Source organism: Maricaulis sp. MIT060901, from assembly GCF_047123815.1.
GTDB lineage: Bacteria > Pseudomonadota > Alphaproteobacteria > Caulobacterales > Maricaulaceae > Maricaulis.
In genome coordinates this window covers 3,180,523-3,197,422 of record NZ_CP138920.1, presented here as the reverse complement: position 1 = coordinate 3,197,422, position 16,900 = coordinate 3,180,523, and the positions used below count along the sequence as shown (strand labels likewise).

Below are 16,900 nucleotides of genomic sequence, written 5' to 3'. Positions count from 1 at the left end.
GGCACAAGTCTTGAGCGTTTGAGGGGAGTTTCAAGGTGAGCATTGGCAATTCAATTCTCAACATGGTTGAGAAAGCGGGGAACCGACTACCGGATCCCGTAACGATCTTTCTGATCCTGATCGGGATCGTGGTCACGGTTTCAGTCTTCGCAGCCGGTTCCGGCCTGGAAGCAACCCACCCGGTCACCGGCGACACTATCGCAGCTCAATCATTGTTGAGCGGCGAGAATATTCGTCACCTGCTGACAGATATCACACGCATTTTCGTCAACTTCCCACCACTCGGCCTTGTCCTGGTCGTCATGATCGGTGCCGGCGTTGCTGAACGTACCGGTTTGTTTGCTGCCGGCCTGCGCGCCATGGTCAGCTGGGTTCCGGGACCGCTTCTGACTGCGACCCTCGTCTTTGCTGGCGTGATGGGCAATCTCGCCGTCGATGCGGGTTATGTCGTGCTCATCCCGCTTGGTGGAATTGTCTTTGCGGCAGTTGGTCGCCACCCGGTCGCTGGTATCGCCGCGACGTTTGCCGGTGTTTCCGCCGGTTTTTCAGCAAACCTGTTGATCACACCGCTCGAACCGCTCCTGCTTGGCATCACCCAACAGGCCGCGCAGTTCATCGATCCGAGCTGGAATCTCAACATCGCGTCTAACTATTACTTCATCATGGCACTGACGCCGATGGTGGTAATTGCCGGCACCTATGTCACCAATGCGATCGTCGAGCCGCGCCTGGGCGAATGGAATGGCGTCATGTCCGGTTCGGATGACGAAGCCGGACAGCCGTCCACGAAACTGAGCGCTGCGGAAAGCCGCGGGCTCATGTTCGCGGGCGTTGTTCTTCTGGCGTTGTTCATCGGCGTAGCCATGATGGTTGTGCCTGAAAATGGCATCCTGCGTGACCCGACCAGCGAACTGAACCCGCTCGGACCGTTCTACAATTCCATTGTCGGTATCTCTCTCGTGGCCTTCTTGGTCGCTGGGCTTGCCTATGGCCTCGCAGCGGGCACGGTAAAGTCCGACAAGGATGTTGTTAAAATGTCGTCCGATGCTATGGCCGACATGGGCGTTTACATCGTCCTGGCCTTCACGATGGCGCTTTTCCTGGACCAGTTCGGCTCGTCCAATCTGGGCACCATCCTGGCGATAACCGGTGCGTCAACGCTCCAGGAATCCGGTCTGCCAGCGCCCGTCCTGCTGATCGCGATGGTGCTCCTGACCGCTGTGCTGAACCTGTTTGTCGGATCGGCCTCGGCCAAATGGGCGATGCTGGCGCCTGTCGCGGTCCCCATGCTCATGTTGCTGGGGATCGGACCGGACGCGACAACCGCCGCCTACCGTGTCGGCGATGGCGCCACCAATATCATCACGCCGCTGATGCCCTACATGCCGCTGGTTCTGGTCTTTGCACGCCGTTACATGCCGGAATTCGGTCTCGGCAGCCTGATCGCGACCATGCTGCCCTATTCGATCGCGATCCTGATCGTGTCGATGTCGGTGCTGGGTATCTTCGTTGTGCTGGATCTGCCGCTGGGCCCGGGCTTTGCCCCGGTCACGATTGATCCGAGCACGCTGACAAGCGGCAGCAACTAGGCGGAGACATCCGCATGAACACATCTGGCGAGCATCGTCGTAACCCGGTCTTCTGGATCGCGTTTGGCACGATGCTCGCCATTTTTGTCTATTCCGGTGCCTGGCTGGTCCTTGATGTCCTGATGAAGCTTGGCATGACGCCGCAGGCCCCCGTGGTGGACACAGGGGCGATGCAGGACACACTTTCAATCTGGAATGACATCGCCTTCTACACGGCGATCGCGCTTACCCTGCCCAGCCTCGTTCTGGCCTGGCGCGGAAGCAACCTTGTTCTCATCACCTATGCCTTCGCCATCCTGGCGGCCGTGGTCGACTGGGTGCTGCTGATCAACACGGTACCTGAAACGGCCTCACAACTGGGCTTCTTCGTCTTCTCAGGCCAGCTCTTCGTTTACGTCTACCTGGTCGCATTCGCGCTGCGCCGAAATCCCGCCCTGCGATAGCTCGACAGGCTGACGCAGGATCGTACGCAGGCGGTCAGAGGGCGTGCGGCGCAAGTCACTGAGATAGATCTCGTGGTGCTTTCCGCGCATGCTGGCGCCGGCCTTCGGGATGAAACTGCCGTGCATTTCCTCCAGCACCGGCCCCTCGGAATCAAAACTTCCAAGATGCAGGGTCTGGACACATTCACCCTCGCTCCAGCGCGCCAGGCGAACACGCCGCAGCGTGCCCTCGTCCGTCGCCGCTTCACGCTTGCGATTGATCTTGGCCACCGTGGCTTCCAGCACGCTGTCCAGCAGCGCCAGTTCAATCCAGTCCGGCTGGCGGATCATGGCCGTCCACAGCCATTCATCCTTTTCCCGACGCTGGAACACGGCCTCATCCTCGGCCCACCACAACGCTTCCAGCGGCATCACCGCATAATCACGCTGCAGTTCCAGCTTGGAATGAAATTTGATGTTGTAGGACAGCGCAAACAGCGCCGCCACGGCGCTTGAAAACGCCTTCGACGCATTCGGATCGCCCTTGCCGTCAATCTGCAGGAAGTTCATTTCCGGTACGGTGACGATGTCAAAACGCCCCTTCCGGCCGCTGTAGAAACAGCGGTCTTCCTTCTTCATATCAATTTTTGTCACGATCACCCTCCGAGGTGAGCGAAAACTCTCACCGCGGCGAAGGGGAAATGGAAGTTAAAACTTGTTAGGCTTGCAAGCTACTCAGAGTGACTGGACTCGCGCCCAATCAATACTCGTCGTCGAACACCTGATGGTCTGGTGGTCCGCCGCATTGCCCGGGAAACTGATACTCGCAGGCTATGTATTCGACGTCCATGCAGCTATATAGACTGTAGAAATACTCAGCGACGTCCTCACGGGACTGTTGAACGCCGTATTCCCGATCCGTCCACCACCGGTGGGTAATCTCTACTTCGACCTCATGCATGATCTGCCGGAGTCGATAACCCGCCTCAAACTCAGGGCCAAAATCACCGACCATTCCAGTCGGGTCTTCGCGAACGCGCAGCGCATGCTGTTGTGTGAAGTACTCAATCGCTAACGGGGTGCTGAAATTCTGAAAGTACCAGTAAAGAGCATAGTTTTCCTGATTGTAGGCCGCCGCAGCACAGCGCGCTGTCCTCGCCCATAATTCGCCGGAAACTGAGAAACCGTCATAGCGATACGCGCCGTACTGCTCGTGGCGTGAATGCACATCCTGAGTCACCGTAAGCGAGAGCCCAACGAACGACACCGCAACAACTGTTGTTATCATTGAATTTTCCCCCAACTCCACACAGCTAAGCCCCGCCAAAGACGCGGCCGCAATCGATCGGTACCCACCGTCAGTTCTTAAGGCAACCGATCAGGAAAGAAAGCGCATTCCAAGCGTAAGGAATAGAAAAAAGCCGCCCGAATGAGCGGCTTTTTCTGGTCCAGCCACCTCTGAAAAGAAGTGGCGCGAGTGACGGGACTCGAACCCGCGACCTCCGGCGTGACAGGCCGGCGCTCTAACCAACTGAGCTACACCCGCAATGTGGCTCGCCGAAGCGAGGAGTGCTGTTTATGCGCGTGCTGGCGCTGGGTCAAGCGACTTTCAGCAGGCAATGCAGCTTGAACTGCACAAGCTCCTATTTCGCCGCAAATTCAGGCGCCTTTCCATAGTCCTCGGTCTGGTGGTGTGTGAAGAAAGCCTCCCACATCACGCCATCGGGATCAGCCGTCCAGCTCTTCTCGGACTTGTGATAACAACACGTCGTCATACCTTCGGGCAAATATGGCGCCTCCGCGGATTTCATACGGTCAAACACCGCATTGAGTTCGTCCTCGCTCTCGGCTTGCAGGCCGGCATGGGTAAAGCCATGTGCGTCTGCCGTTTCCTCAATGACAAAATTCATGCGCGGATCCTCGACCAGCCATTTGGCATAGCCTTCACGGACAATCGTGGGTTCGGTGCCGAACAACTGGGTGTAAAAGGCGATGGATCTGTCGAGGTCCTCGACATTGAAGCTGACATGAAGACGTTTCATGGCGTGATACTCCTGATTCTGGGGGAGGAAGCGCTGCAGCAATCGTGCAGCAGGAAATCGGCTACCGAACGCAGTGTGTCCAGCTGTGCCCGATAGATTATCGAACGCCCCCGCCGTGTGCCCGCGACCAGCCCGGCCCGGGAAAGCTCTTTCAGATGAAAGGAGGCTGTGGGTGCCGGCAGGGATAATTCGTCCGCAATCGCCCCGGCAGCAAGCCCGGCCTTCGATGGGTCATCCGCTTCCCAGCTGACGAGCAGTCGGAAGATATCGAGACGGGAATCATGGGCAAGAGCGCCCAGGGCGGAGATAGCGTCAATCTTTTTCATATTTCCAATGTAGTGAAAATAAATATCGACACAAGGTCATTTTCACATTTTTGGAAATTTAACTGAAATGCTCGCTCGCCCAGGACCTGGTCACCAAGAGCGTTGCCGAGATGAGTTGGTCGAGCTCATCTCGGGAAATCACATAGGGCGGCATCAGATAGATGATGTTTCCAAACGGCCTCACCCAGACACCAGCATCGACAAACCGCGCCTTGAGGGATTCCAGATCCGGCAGGCTTTCAAATTCCATCACACCGATAGCGCCCTGCCAGCGGACATCAACAATGCCCGCAAACTCCCACGCCTCGGGAAGTTGTTCCGCAAACACCGCCTCGATGGCGGCGACCTGCTCAAGTCGCGGCTCGTTTTCAAACAGGTCAATGGACGCGTTGGCTGCGGCGCAGGCGGCCGGATTGCCCATATAGGTCGGCCCGTGCATCAGCGCCGCACCGGCATCGTCCGACCAGAAATCGGCAAACAGCCGGGAGGACGCGATCGCTGCGGCCAGAGGCAAGGTCCCGCCGGTCAACGCCTTCGACACAGTCATGATGTCCGGGACCACACCGGCCTTCTCGCAGGCAAACATCGTCCCGAGACGTCCAAACCCGGTCATGATCTCGTCCAGAATCAACGGCAGTCCATGTCGATCACAGATCTCACGCAGGAATTGCAGCGTTTCGGGCGCGTGGAATTTCATCCCGCCCGCACCCTGGACCAGAGGTTCGGTGATGATGCCCGCGATCTCAGCCTTGTGTTCGGCAACCAGGTTTTCAAACCGGGCCCGGCTGTCTGCGTCGCGCGGGAGGTCCGTCACGATCTGTTGCTGCAGCCCGCCTGCAAACAGGCTGTGCATGCCCTCCTCCGGGTCACACACAGACATCGTCGCCAGCGTGTCGCCATGGTAGCCACCCTTGAAACAGACGAATTTCGTATGGCCGCGCTCACCGCGATTGATCCAGGACTGGATCGCAATCTTCATGCCGATCTCGACCGAGACAGATCCGCTCTCGCAAAAGAAGACGTGGTTGAGATCTCCTGGCGCCAGCCTGGCCAGACGCGCAGCGAGCGTTTGCGCTGGTTCATGCGTGAAGCCGCCGAGCATGACATGGGGTACCTTGTCGATCTGATCCTTCACGGCGGCCATGATGTGCGGGTGGCGATAGCCGTGGCACACCGTCCACCAGGACGAGACGCCATCAATGAGGCGACGACCATCTTCCAGCTCGATGAATACACCTTCTGCTGAACGCACCTTCAGTGCCGGCGGTGTGGATTTCATCTGGGTATAGGGGCGCCAGACATGATGGTCGGCAATGTTGAAAGGCAGATCAGGTGTGTTTTGGGTCATGACCGGGCTTTAGCAGGCGGGAAATCTGTGCGACAGGGCCCATATGCAATCAATTTCGCCATCGCTTGAACGTTTCACGTCCCGCAAGCTGGCCGGGCTGGAAAAACGCCAGCTGCGCCGCCGGCTCCAGGAATCCAATAATTCCGCCGGCATGCAGGTCGAGCGCGATGGTCAAACCTATGTGAATTTCTGCTCGAACGACTATCTGGGCCTGGCCAATGATCCCGAAGTGATCAGCGCCGCCCAGCAGGCCGCCGCAAAATATGGTGCCGGCTCGGGTGCGTCCCGACTGGTCACCGGCGGGCACCACCTGCTGTTTGAACTTGAGCGCCGCCTGGCCGCACTGAAAGGCAGCGAGGACTGTATCGTTTTCGGCTCGGGCTATCTGGCCAATCTGGCCATCGCACCCGCCCTGCTGGGCTCGGGTGACCTGGTTCTGGTGGACGAGCTGGCCCATGCCTGCATCCATGCGGGTGCGGAGCTCTCCCGGGCGGAGATACGCAAGTTCCGTCACAACGACCTGGTGCACGCCCGCGAGATCCTGTCTGCCGAGCGCGCAGACTTTCGCCATGCCATGATCATGACCGATGGCGTGTTTTCCATGGACGGCGATTTCGCTCCCCTGCCCGAACTGCTCGCTCTGGCTGATGAGTACGACACCTGGACACTGGTGGATGACGCTCATGCTGTCGGCGTTGTTGGTGACGGCAAGGGCTCGTCCGCGCAGTTCTCGCCTCCCGCCCTGCCCCCCTTCAAATGGGAACATTGTCCAAGGCACTGGGCAGTTATGGTGGTTATCTGTGCGCCTCGCGCAATGTCTGCGAGCTGCTGCGCACCCGTGCACGGCCGCTGGTCTTCACCACGGCGCTGCCCCCAGCCAGCATCGCTGCCGCTCTCGCGGCGCTGGACATCGTTGAGCGCGATGCGGAACGCCGGGAGCGCCCACTCACGCTGGCGAGGCGTTTTTGCGCTGCAGCGGGCCTGCCGGCTCCGGCCTCTCCCATTGTGCCGGTACTGCTGGGATCGGAAAGCCGCGCGCTCAACGCGTCCATGGCATTGCAGGATGAAGGTTTTCTGGTCACCGCCATTCGGCCACCGACCGTTCCGCGCGGCACCGCACGCCTGCGCATCACCTTCTCGGCCACCCATGTCGAGGCGGACATTGACCGACTGGCGCAATGCGTGCGAGTGATCCTTGAGGAGACCTCGGAGACAGCGTGAACCGCAGACCGATCTTTTTTACCGGAACCGGAACCGACATCGGCAAGACACACGTGCTGTGTGCCCTGCTGGAAATCTACCGTTCCGTTGGCGGCCGCGCCCGTGTTCTCAAACCCGTCCTGTCGGGTTTCGACAACTCTAACGCTCTGGAATCCGATTCGGCCCGGTTGATCCGCGCCAATGGCGGCACAATGGATGCCGAGACGCTCAAGAAAACCACGCCGTGGCGATTCAAGGCTGCGCTCTCGCCTGACATGGCCGCGCGCCGTGAACAGCGCGAACTGACACTTGACCCGATCGCCTCCTGGTGCAGTGACCAGTGCAGTTCAAGCCGCCCGACCTTTGTCGAAGGAGCCGGCGGCATCATGTCTCCGATCGCACAAGACGGTCTCAATCTCGACCTGTTGCGGGAACTCGACGCCTTTCCGGTCCTGGTGACCGGTAATTATCTGGGCACGATATCCCACACGCTGACGGCACTACGCGTGCTGGACGGCCGCGCTGCTGTCATCATCAATCCACGTCCCGGCGATCCGGTCGAGGCAAATGAAACGGCAGCCAGCCTTCGCCGGTTCTCCCCGCGCGCCGAGATCATCGAATACGACGCGAACCGCCCGGAACGATTGCTCCGGATCGTCGACCTCGCCTTGCGTGACTAGGTCAGCGCAATCTGAGTCAACTTCCCGCCTGGCCAATCACGTCGAGTTTACGATGTGAACCTTTCGGGCGACGGGAATCGCCTTCCAATCCGTATAATCATCCTCAGAATGTCTTGGAGAGATCGCAAACTCCTGCCCGCACAGATTGGGCCGGAGCATTTCCAGCGGGGAAAGTATGCGCAGTATTGTTCGTGTCGCGGCCCTTGGACTGGGTCTTGTCGTTGCTGCCTGTAGTGGCGGCGGTGGTGGATCAGGTAGTGGCTCGGGTAGCGGCGGTGGAACAACGCCGCCTCCCCCACCTCCGCAGAATCAAAGCCCGACGCTGGAACAATCTTCCAAATTCCTTGGGCAGGCGACGTTCGGCCCGACTTACGAGGAAATCGAAGATCTGTCGGTCAGCACGTTTTCGCTCTGGTACCGAGATCAGCTGACCCGACCGGCGACGCTGCACCTAGACGCTTTGATCGCCAATGGCGTTCTCAACGATTTCTCGACCTTCCGGGGGGCTTCGGACGCCTATTGGGCAGGTCTGATCGATGGCGATGATCAGTTACGGCAGCGCATGGCCTATGCGCTCTCGCAAATCCTGGTTGTCTCGGAGGGCCAGGGTTCTGTACTGGCCGGCCGCCCACTGACCACCGCCCACTACATGGACATTCTCATCCGCAATGCCTTTGGCAATTACCGGGACATCCTCGAGGAGGTTACCTATTCGCCGGCCATGTCAGCCTATCTGACCTATCTCTACAATGTTCGCGAGAATATGGAGAATGGCCGCGTCCCCGACGAGAATTACGCACGCGAGATCATGCAACTCTTCACCATCGGCCTGGTCGAACTGCGCATGGATGGCAGCGTCGTCACCGACAATGAGGGCCGCCCGGTTGAGACCTATGACAATACCGATGTAACCGGCCTCGCCCGGGTCTTCACAGGCCTGGGCCTGCGCGGCGAAAATTACTGGCCGTCCGGGGATGATGAGAGCATCTACTACACGCCGCTCCAGATTTTTCCGGACTATCACTCGACGAGCGAGAAAACTTTCCTGGAAACGACAATTCCCGCGAATACCGATGCCGAAACCAGTATCGACATCGCCCTGGATACGCTCTTCAATCATCCCAACCTCGCGCCCTTTATCAGCCGCCAGCTGATCCAGCGGTTCACCACCAGCCATCCGACACCGGCCTATGTCCAACGCGTGGCGACCGTGTTCGAGAACGGCAGCTATCAATTCCCCGATGGACAGAATGTGGGAACAGGCCAGCGCGGAGACCTTGCAGCTACGCTTGCCGCAATCCTGATGGATGATGAAGCCCGCCAGGATCCGGCAACAGCGCCCAACGAGTTCGGCAAGGTGCGGGAACCGGTTCTGCGCTTTGTACACTGGGCACGCGCCTTCCACATAACCGGCTCTGAAGCCTGGCGCGAGGATTTCCTGTGGGACACCTCCTCCAACGGCACGCTCGGGCAGCACCCTTTCCGGTCGCCATCAGTCTTCAATTTCTACCGACCGGGCTACATCGCGCCTGGATCTGCGACCGGGGCAGCGGGACTGACCGCCCCCGAACTCCAGATCGTCAACGAGGCCAGCATCATCGGTTTCACCAATTTCCTGAGTGCCTTCATCACAGACGCCACCTGGGGCGATGACCGGACTGAAACCCTCGGCTTCCACCCGGTCTATGACGATGAGATGGCGATCGCAGGCGATATCAATGCCTTGATCGACTGGCTCGACATGACATTCACAGCAGGAACTTTGAGCGTGGAAACCCGCACCCGAATGTCAGACATCCTCGAGACGATCGTGATCGATGGCGAGGACCCCGGCCCCGGGCAGAGGGGGCGGGTGCAGACGGCCGTCCTGCTCATTCTCACCTCACCCGACTACATTGTTCAGCGCTAGGGGGACAAGCTCATGAAACTCAATCGACGCGATTTCCTCTCCCGCGCATCCGCAGCCGGTCTTCTCGGCACTGGCGGACTGACCACCAGCCTGATGTCGATGCCGGCTCTGGCGGCAGACACGACGGGATACAAGGCACTTGTTTGTGTTTTCCTGTTCGGAGGGATGGATCACTATGATGCTGTCATCCCCTACGATCAGGCATCACACGACAGTTTCGCAACCACGCGCGAAAGCCTGTTTTCGCAGTATGTCAGCGCCAACAGCCCGCGCAGCCGTGACAATTTGCTGGCGCTCAACCCTGTAAACGCCGGCTCACTCGGCGGCCGCCAGTTTGCGCTGCCGCAGGAGCTGGCCCCCTCCACACCATGTTTGAATCGGGTGATGCAGCAATCCTCGCGAATGTTGGCCCGCTGCTCGAGCCAACCAACCGGGAGATGGTGTTGAATGGCCAGGCTCGGCTTCCACGCAAGCTTTTCTCCCACAATGACCAGCAATCCACCTGGATGTCATCTGCTCCCGAAGGTGCCCTGTTTGGCTGGGGCGGACGTCTCGCTGACGCCGCGCTGGAAGCGAATGCCAACCAGAACTCCCTCTTCACCAGCATGAGTACGTTCGGGAACCAAGTCTGGCTGTCCGGGGATGTTGCCCAGCAATACCAGCTGTCCATTGGTGGCCCGGACAATCTGATCGCCATTCAATGGCCTCCCTATTTCGGAGCTGAGGGCCAGGGTGTCTCGGCGATGATGGAGGACCATTTCCGGTCGCAGGGCCTGAGCCCGTCAAATCTCTTCCAACAGGATATCACCGACCGTTCCCGCAGGGCCCTGGACGCCAATGAGGCCTATTCCAACGCCCGAGACGAAGTCGCCGAGATCACCACGGAGTTTCCGGGTGGGTATTTCGCGCAGCAATTGCGCACGGTTGCCGAAGCGATTTCTCTTCGCAATGTCCTCGGCGCCTCCCGCCAGGTCTTCTTCGTCGGACTGGGTGGTTTCGACACCCACTCGACGCAAGCACGCGACCTGATCAATCGCCAGTCCCAGCTGGCCGCAGGTATCGCCGCCTTCCAGTCCGCCATGGGCGAAATCGGCGCGAGTGATGATGTCACCATCTTCACCGCCTCGGATTTCGGCCGTACCCTGTCCATCAATGGTGATGGCACCGATCATGGCTGGGGATCTCACCACTTTATAATCGGTGGTGCAGTCAATGGCCGCCAGATCTATGGTCAAATGCCTGAATACGGCTTCGAACACGCCCAGGACGCCGGAAATGGTCGCCTTATCCCCACGACCTCGGTCGAACAATATGCAGCCACTCTGGGGCGTTGGTTCGGCCTGAACGATCAGGAACTGGCCATCGCCCTGCCCGGTCTAAGCAACTTCACAGGCTCGCCCGCCTTCGTCTGAGGCGGCCCAGTCTGACCGGTGCAGGTGCGTCACTTTCGCAAACGCCACCGAGGGTCGATCGGTCCGATCCCGTAAGGAGGCATCTTCGAAACAAGCTGTCGCGAGACTGAAAAAGGCACAAAAAACCCTCCGTCGCCAAGGCGTCGGAGGACATCGCACCATCCACTCTGAATGTTCGCCTGCTTTCCCGAATGGCTCGCCGTCCGAAACCCGCAGGTCGAAGGATGGTGGGCGGTGAGGGGCTCGAACCCCCGACCCTCTCGGTGTAAACGAGATGCTCTCCCAACTGAGCTAACCGCCCATCCGGTGTGGAGCGCGCGTTCTAATAAGCCAAACGCTCCTTGGCAAGCGCTTCATGCGCTAGGAACTGTAACGCGTGATCACAGCGTCGATTATCAGGCGCATTTGTTCCAGGGCATCGCCCTTTGGATCTTCCTTGAAACTATTGGGAACCGTCTGCACAGTAATGCCATGCACGCTCGCCCACAGGGCACGTGCGAGGTCGGCACGAAGCTCGGGTTCATTGACCCCCTCGAGTTTATCCAATTCTGCTTCAAGCACACCAAAGAGTGCATTTTCGGCCTCAACAGCCAGCGCATTCGAATCTCGATACTGGCGCCGGAACTCCAGGAGATTCGCCCAAAGTTTCTCGTTCGCCTGCACATAGTCGACGTAGGACACAGCCATTTGCATGACCCGTTCCAGGACCGAGCGTTCCGCGGCTTGAGTCAATGTACGATCCAGGATCAGCGCCAGTTCGGCATAGACATCCATGGCCAAGGCTTCGCGCAGCGCATGCTGATCAGGAAAAAACTTGTAGAATGAACCTGTACTTACGCCCGCACTCGCGGCAAGCTGGCGTATCGGAAGCTTTTCCTGCTCGCCGGAACGCAAGAGTTCACGCGCATGGGATAACAGCCGCTGGCGGACACCGTCTGACAGAGGCGGGCGCCCTCGCCCCCGCGCGTTACGTGAATTCGTTTCCATTTCTACGTTCAACCATAATATTATTTAATGAACAAGGTTCATTTTACACCTTGAATGAATGATATTCGCTTCCACTCTGTTTATGAACATTGTTCATTTATGGAGGTATCGATGTTCTCTACCTTGATGACCGTCATGCGGGGCGAAGTCCGCAAGACCGAGCGCTCCATCGAGCGCCAGAATGCTATCACCATACTGGAGCAGAGAATCGAGGATGCTGAGATGGCGCAGGCCAATGCCAAACAGCGCCTCGCCGGGCTGATCCTAAAGGAAAGGAATGAAACCGGTTCACGCACCAGCCTGACCGGCCAGGCGAGAGAGCTGGAAAATAGGATTAAAAAGGCACTGTGTTCTGACCTGACGGCCCTTGCAGAGGATGCGGCAGGACATCTGGCGCGGCTGGAACGTGATGTCGAACGCCTCGACACATCCATTTCCAGGAACCAACTCGCCATCGAACGACTGCGCCGGATGATCGATTCCGGCCAAACCCGGTTGCTGGAGTTGAAACAGGGGCTCTCTACGGCCCGGACGGTGGCGGCCGAGCGCAGAACGACGGCGGAGTTGAGCGGGGATATTACCGGCATTGCAGCGCTCATTGAGGGCGAGCGTGTACTCAACGCCTTCCTCGATCAACCAGACGCCTATGAACATATGGAGATCCTGGAGGAAATCGCGACCGAAAACGACCCAGACACTGTACTGGACCGACTGGCTGCAGAAGGCTGCGGAGCCCCTGCTCCCCACTCAACCGACGCCGTGCTGGCCCGCATTCGCGCTGGCATGAGCCAGGACGAGGAGAAATGACATGCTGGAACAATCAAAACTCTGGATCGGTTTCAATTATGCCTGTGTGGCTATTGCCCTGGGCATGCTCTCCCTCTCCCTTTTGCTGATGCCGGTTGATCTGTCGACCAAGGGCTATCTTGGCATGGGGATCCTATTCCTCTGCGGCTCTCTCATCACCCTGGTAAAAACGCTGCAGGAAGTGCGGATCAATGAGCAATTTTCCAGCAAGGTCGAACGCGCCAAGCAGGAAAAATTGCTGAGTGAATATGCATCCAAGGATGCGGCGTAGGCCTGACAGCAAAACGGCTCATCGGGGCTTGTAAACCCGATGAGCCGATTCTGGGAATAGTCTGCCGTGACCTACTCGGCGATACTCACCTGATCAATACGATCGGACGCGTAACAGCCCAGCTGCTTGATCTCACGTGTGTGCTCCTCGAGCACGGCCATCGCGTCCTTGATGACCCTGTCCTCGACATGGCCATCCACATCCATGATGAACATCTCTTCCCAGGGATTGCCCGGAATGGGACGGCTTTCCAGCTTGACCAGGTTCACGGCCCCATCGCGGAACCCCATCAGCGCATCCACGAGCGCGCCCGGCGTATCACGTGTGGTGAACATCATCGATGTCTTGCACTCGACCTCACGCGTCGGGTTCTTGCTGTCGCGTCCCAGAACGATGAAACGCGTGATATTCTGCTCGTGATCGCCAACACCGCTTTCCAGGATGTCAAATCCAAAGAGCGCAGCGGCGTCAGCCCCCGCGATCACGCCGGCCGTATCATCATCCTCAAGCAAGCGCTCAAGCGCACGGGTCGAACTGGACGCCATGTGGGACTCGATCTCGGGATGTCCGGCCAGCCAGCGGCGTGACTGCGCCAGCGCCTGAGGGTGGCCATAGACGCGACTGATGCGCCCCAGCCCCGTGGACCGGCCAATCAGGCAGTGATCGACGCGCAAAAGGAACTCACCAACGATACGGGCATTGCCAGCGAGAAGAAGGTCATAAACTTCATTGATGGAACCGGTCGTGGTGTTCTCGATGGGGATAACACCGAAATCCACCTCGCCGCTCTCCACAGCGCGGAAGATGGAGATGAAGTCGCGTTTGGGGGCCGGAACGACACTCGCATTGCGGCGTTCAAACACACGCTGGGCAGCGATATGGCTGTAGCTTCCTGGGCCGCCGAGATAGGCGACAGTTGCTTCGTTGAGGTCTTCATCGCGCATGCTGTCGAAATGGGTGCGCTGGCGCTGGATCGACGCTTCGAACAGGCCCTGGAACAGGCCCTCTACCAGTTCCGGCGCCACACCTTGGGACTTGCCGCGTTCAACAGCATCGAGAAGCACGGCCTGCTCGCGCTCACGATCGCGCACTGGCAACCCCTGTTCGGCCTTGGCGCGGAGGATTTCCTCCACCAGGTCACCGCGTTTCGCGATGGTGTCGATCAATAACCGGTCCAGTTCGGAAATCTGCTGACGGACCTGGTCCCTCGCTTGTGTGTCGCTCATGTCCTTTACCCCAAATGAAAAGGACCTCCCGCTCGGGGAGGTCCTGGAAACTTGTTGCTTGTCACGCAAACTATCCGGCCACCGCCCCCGTTCGGGTCACGTCGGTAAAATAGCCAAAAAAGAAATAAGTCGTGCAAGTCATGCGGAGACTGTGCGCAGCCGGTCGGGTGGCGTCAATCCCCTCAGAGTTAACAAAGCGCCGTTTTCTGCAAAAAAGAGCCGGGATAAGCATCCCGGCTCTCATTTTATTGCTCAAATTCGTTTCAGGTGAAACTAGTGCGCAATCGGCGTGCTCTCGCCTCCACCTGGTGTAGAGGAAACCGCCGCCAGGGCAGCCTCGTCCGCCTCGGTCCACTCGACCGGCTCGACTGGCTCGACCAGGGCGCGCGTGAGGACTTCATCAGCAGTCTCGACCGGAATGATTTCCAGGCCTTCCTTGACGTTGTCCGGGATCTCCTCAAGATCCTTCTCATTCTCTTTCGGAATAAGCACCGTCTTAACACCGCCGCGCAGGGCCGCGAGCAGTTTTTCCTTCAACCCGCCGATCGGCAGGACACGGCCACGCAAGGTGATCTCGCCGGTCATGGCAATGTCCTTGCACACCGGAATTCCGGTCAGCACGGAGACGATGGCAGTCATCATGCCGATACCCGCTGACGGACCGTCCTTCGGCGTTGCCCCTTCGGGCACGTGAACGTGGATATCGGTTGCGCGGAACACGGTGGGCTTTACGCCGACGGATGGCGCGCGCGACTGCACAAAGGAGTTCGCTGCGGAGATCGATTCCTTCATCACATCGCGCAGATTACCGGTGACCTTCATCTGGCCCTTTCCGGGCATGCGCACGGCTTCGATCGTCAACAGGTCACCACCGACTTCCGTCCAGGCAAGTCCGGTGACAACACCAATCTGGTCCTGGTTCTCGGTCTCACCGAAACGGTGTTTGCGGATACCGGAATAGTCCTTGAGATTGGCCGGTGTAATAGAGATCGTTTTCTCTTCACCGCTCTCGATCTTGCGCACGGACTTGCGCGCCAGATTGGAGATTTCACGCTCGAGATTACGCACGCCAGCTTCGCGCGTGTAATAGCGGATCAGGTCACGCAGACCGTCCTCGGTCAGCTCCCACTCGTCGGCCTTGAGCGCGTGGTTCTTCAGCGTCTTGGGCAGGAGGTGGCGCTTGGCGATCTCGACTTTCTCATCCTCGGTGTAACCGGCGATGCGGATGATCTCCATCCGGTCGAGAAGGGGTTGCGGCAGGTTGAGCGTGTTTGCCGTCGTCACGAACATAATGTCGGACAGATCGTAATCGACTTCCAGATAGTGATCGGCAAAGGTCGAATTCTGTTCCGGGTCCAGCACTTCAAGCAGGGCAGACGCCGGGTCGCCACGATAATCCGCGCCCAGCTTGTCGATCTCATCGAGCAGGAAGAGCGGGTTGGACGAATTTGTCTTTTTCATCGACTGGATGATGCGGCCCGGCATGGAACCGATATAGGTCCGGCGGTGACCGCGGATCTCAGCCTCGTCACGCACACCGCCCAGCGACATGCGCACAAAGTCACGTCCCGTTGCCTTGGCGATGGAACGACCCAGCGAGGTCTTGCCCACGCCCGGCGGACCGACAAGACACAGGATCGGGCCACGCAGCTTCTTGGTGCGCGCCTGCACAGCGAGGTGCTCGAGAATGCGCTCCTTGACCTTCTCCAGACCATAATGATCGCTGTCGAGAATGCCCTCGGCACGCCCCAGATCGTTCTTGAGGCGTTTGCGCTTGCCCCAGGGCAGCGCCAGGATCCAGTCGAGATAATTGCGAACAACCGTCGCCTCGGCGGACATCGGGCTCATCTGGCGGAGTTTCTTGAACTCGGCATCGGCCTTGGTGCGCGCTTCCTTGGACAATTTGGCTTCGGACAGACGCTGTTCCAGCTCTGCGAGTTCCTCGCGGCCGTCATCGCCCTCACCCAGCTCACGCTGGATCGCCTTCATCTGTTCATTCAGATAGTATTCGCGCTGCGTCTTTTCCATCTGGCGCTTGACGCGGCTGCGGATCTTTTTCTCGACCTGCAGCACGCCGATCTCGCCTTCCATCAGGCCGAGCACACGTTCGAGACGCGAAGAAACATCCGTCTCTTCAAGCAGGCTCTGCTTCTCCTCGATCTTGACGGCCAGGTGGGCGGAAATCGTATCGGCCAGCTTGCCCGGATCAGTGATCTGAGGCAGCGACGCGAGGGCTTCCGGCGGGACTTTCTTGTTCAGCTTGACGTAGTCATCGAACTTGGCGGCGACCGAGCGCATCAGCGCTTCGTGTTCGCTTTCATCGCCCTGGTCCTCGATGATCGTTTCGCACTCCGCCTCGTGATAGGTCTCGTTGTCGAGGTGCTTGCTGATCTCGACACGCACGCCGCCTTCGACCAGCACCTTGACGGTGCCATCGGGCAGTTTCAGCAATTGCAGGACAGACGCGATCACACCGGTTGAATGAATGGCGTTCGGAGCCGGTTCATCGTCAGACGCATTACGCTGGGTCGCGAGCAGGATCTGCTTGTCCGCCCGCATCACTTCTTCCAGGGCCTTCACGGATTTTTCCCGGCCGACAAACAGCGGCACGATCATGTGCGGGAAAACGACAATGTCGCGAAGCGGCAGAAGCGGAAGGGTTTTCACTGTGGACATGGATA

General features: G+C 58.8%; 16 protein-coding genes, 2 tRNA genes and 1 pseudogene. 9 read left to right on the top strand and 10 right to left on the bottom strand.

What is annotated here, in order from left to right; translation table 11 throughout:
• Positions 1–35 precede the first annotated feature (35 nt).
• Positions 36–1,589: an AbgT family transporter gene (locus SIC17_RS15805; protein ID WP_412545970.1), complete on the top strand. Its 1,554-nt coding sequence runs from the start codon at positions 36–38 to the stop codon at positions 1,587–1,589.
• 14 nt (positions 1,590–1,603) lie between these two features.
• Complete coding sequence (locus SIC17_RS15800) at positions 1,604–2,032, top strand: hypothetical protein (RefSeq protein ID WP_291896039.1); 429 nt, start codon at positions 1,604–1,606, stop codon at positions 2,030–2,032.
• Here SIC17_RS15800 and SIC17_RS15795 read toward each other — a convergent pair.
• The 6 genes from SIC17_RS15795 to SIC17_RS15770 form a co-directional block, all read right to left on the bottom strand.
• The gene (locus SIC17_RS15795; protein ID WP_412545969.1) at positions 1,964–2,665 is read right to left on the bottom strand and encodes a GyrI-like domain-containing protein; all 702 of its coding nucleotides are present in this window, start codon (positions 2,663–2,665) and stop codon (positions 1,964–1,966) included. The two genes, SIC17_RS15800 and SIC17_RS15795, sit on opposite strands and share 69 nt — an antisense overlap.
• 106 nt (positions 2,666–2,771) lie before the next feature.
• Entirely contained in the window at positions 2,772–3,299 is a 528-nt protein-coding gene (locus SIC17_RS15790; RefSeq protein WP_412545968.1) for a hypothetical protein, read from the bottom strand.
• Positions 3,300–3,480: 181 nt separating this feature from the next.
• A tRNA-Asp gene (locus tag SIC17_RS15785) sits at positions 3,481–3,557 on the bottom strand.
• A 97-nt stretch (positions 3,558–3,654) separates the two neighbouring features.
• A complete protein-coding gene (locus SIC17_RS15780) occupies positions 3,655–4,053 on the bottom strand; it encodes an ArsI/CadI family heavy metal resistance metalloenzyme (protein WP_412545967.1) in 399 nt (132 codons plus the stop codon).
• On the bottom strand, positions 4,050–4,379 hold the full coding sequence (locus SIC17_RS15775; protein WP_412545966.1) for an ArsR/SmtB family transcription factor: 330 nt from the start codon (positions 4,377–4,379) through the stop codon (positions 4,050–4,052). Before SIC17_RS15775 ends, SIC17_RS15780 begins: the two co-directional genes overlap by 4 nt.
• Before the next feature lie 58 nt (positions 4,380–4,437).
• A complete protein-coding gene (locus SIC17_RS15770) occupies positions 4,438–5,727 on the bottom strand; it encodes an adenosylmethionine--8-amino-7-oxononanoate transaminase (RefSeq protein WP_412545965.1) in 1,290 nt (429 codons plus the stop codon).
• Between the two features lie 43 nt (positions 5,728–5,770).
• Between SIC17_RS15770 and bioF the strand changes: the two are divergent.
• The 5 genes and pseudogenes from bioF to SIC17_RS15745 all read left to right on the top strand — a co-directional run bounded on the left by bioF (position 5,771) and on the right by SIC17_RS15745 (position 10,928).
• Positions 5,771–6,948 (top strand): annotated as a pseudogene (bioF, locus tag SIC17_RS15765) (8-amino-7-oxononanoate synthase).
• Positions 6,945–7,607, top strand: coding sequence for a dethiobiotin synthase (gene bioD, locus SIC17_RS15760; protein ID WP_291896050.1), 663 nt, complete (start codon positions 6,945–6,947; stop codon positions 7,605–7,607). Before bioF ends, bioD begins: the two are co-directional and overlap by 4 nt.
• A gap of 175 nt (positions 7,608–7,782) precedes the next feature.
• Positions 7,783–9,516, top strand: a complete 1,734-nt coding sequence (locus SIC17_RS15755) for a DUF1800 domain-containing protein (RefSeq protein ID WP_291896051.1) — start codon at positions 7,783–7,785, stop codon at positions 9,514–9,516.
• A 12-nt stretch (positions 9,517–9,528) separates the two neighbouring features.
• A complete protein-coding gene (locus tag SIC17_RS15750; RefSeq protein WP_412545964.1) occupies positions 9,529–9,963 on the top strand; it encodes a twin-arginine translocation signal domain-containing protein in 435 nt (144 codons plus the stop codon).
• Positions 9,960–10,928, top strand: coding sequence for a DUF1501 domain-containing protein (locus tag SIC17_RS15745; RefSeq protein WP_412545963.1), 969 nt, complete (start codon positions 9,960–9,962; stop codon positions 10,926–10,928). The genes SIC17_RS15750 and SIC17_RS15745 overlap by 4 nt, the downstream gene beginning before the upstream one ends.
• 225 nt (positions 10,929–11,153) lie before the next feature.
• Here the strand turns inward: SIC17_RS15745 and SIC17_RS15740 are convergent.
• Together SIC17_RS15740 and SIC17_RS15735 are read right to left on the bottom strand one after the other, a co-directional pair.
• Positions 11,154–11,229 (bottom strand) — tRNA-Val (locus SIC17_RS15740).
• Between the two features lie 59 nt (positions 11,230–11,288).
• Positions 11,289–11,822, bottom strand: a complete 534-nt coding sequence (locus tag SIC17_RS15735; RefSeq protein ID WP_412545962.1) for a TetR/AcrR family transcriptional regulator — start codon at positions 11,820–11,822, stop codon at positions 11,289–11,291.
• 204 nt (positions 11,823–12,026) lie between these two features.
• Between SIC17_RS15735 and SIC17_RS15730 the strand changes: the two genes are divergently transcribed.
• Positions 12,027–12,722, top strand: a complete 696-nt coding sequence (locus SIC17_RS15730; protein ID WP_291896057.1) for a PspA/IM30 family protein — start codon at positions 12,027–12,029, stop codon at positions 12,720–12,722.
• A 1-nt stretch (position 12,723) separates the two neighbouring features.
• Positions 12,724–12,993 (top strand): YiaA/YiaB family inner membrane protein, encoded by a 270-nt coding sequence (locus SIC17_RS15725; RefSeq protein WP_291896058.1) that lies wholly within the window; start codon positions 12,724–12,726, stop codon positions 12,991–12,993.
• A 71-nt stretch (positions 12,994–13,064) separates the two neighbouring features.
• Here the strand turns inward: SIC17_RS15725 and pheA are convergent, their stop codons facing one another.
• Both pheA and lon read right to left on the bottom strand, forming a co-directional pair.
• A complete protein-coding gene (gene pheA / locus SIC17_RS15720) occupies positions 13,065–14,219 on the bottom strand; it encodes a prephenate dehydratase (protein ID WP_291896060.1) in 1,155 nt (384 codons plus the stop codon).
• Positions 14,220–14,492: 273 nt separating this feature from the next.
• Entirely contained in the window at positions 14,493–16,895 is a 2,403-nt protein-coding gene (lon, locus tag SIC17_RS15715; RefSeq protein WP_412545961.1) for an endopeptidase La, read from the bottom strand.
• Positions 16,896–16,900 lie beyond the last annotated feature (5 nt).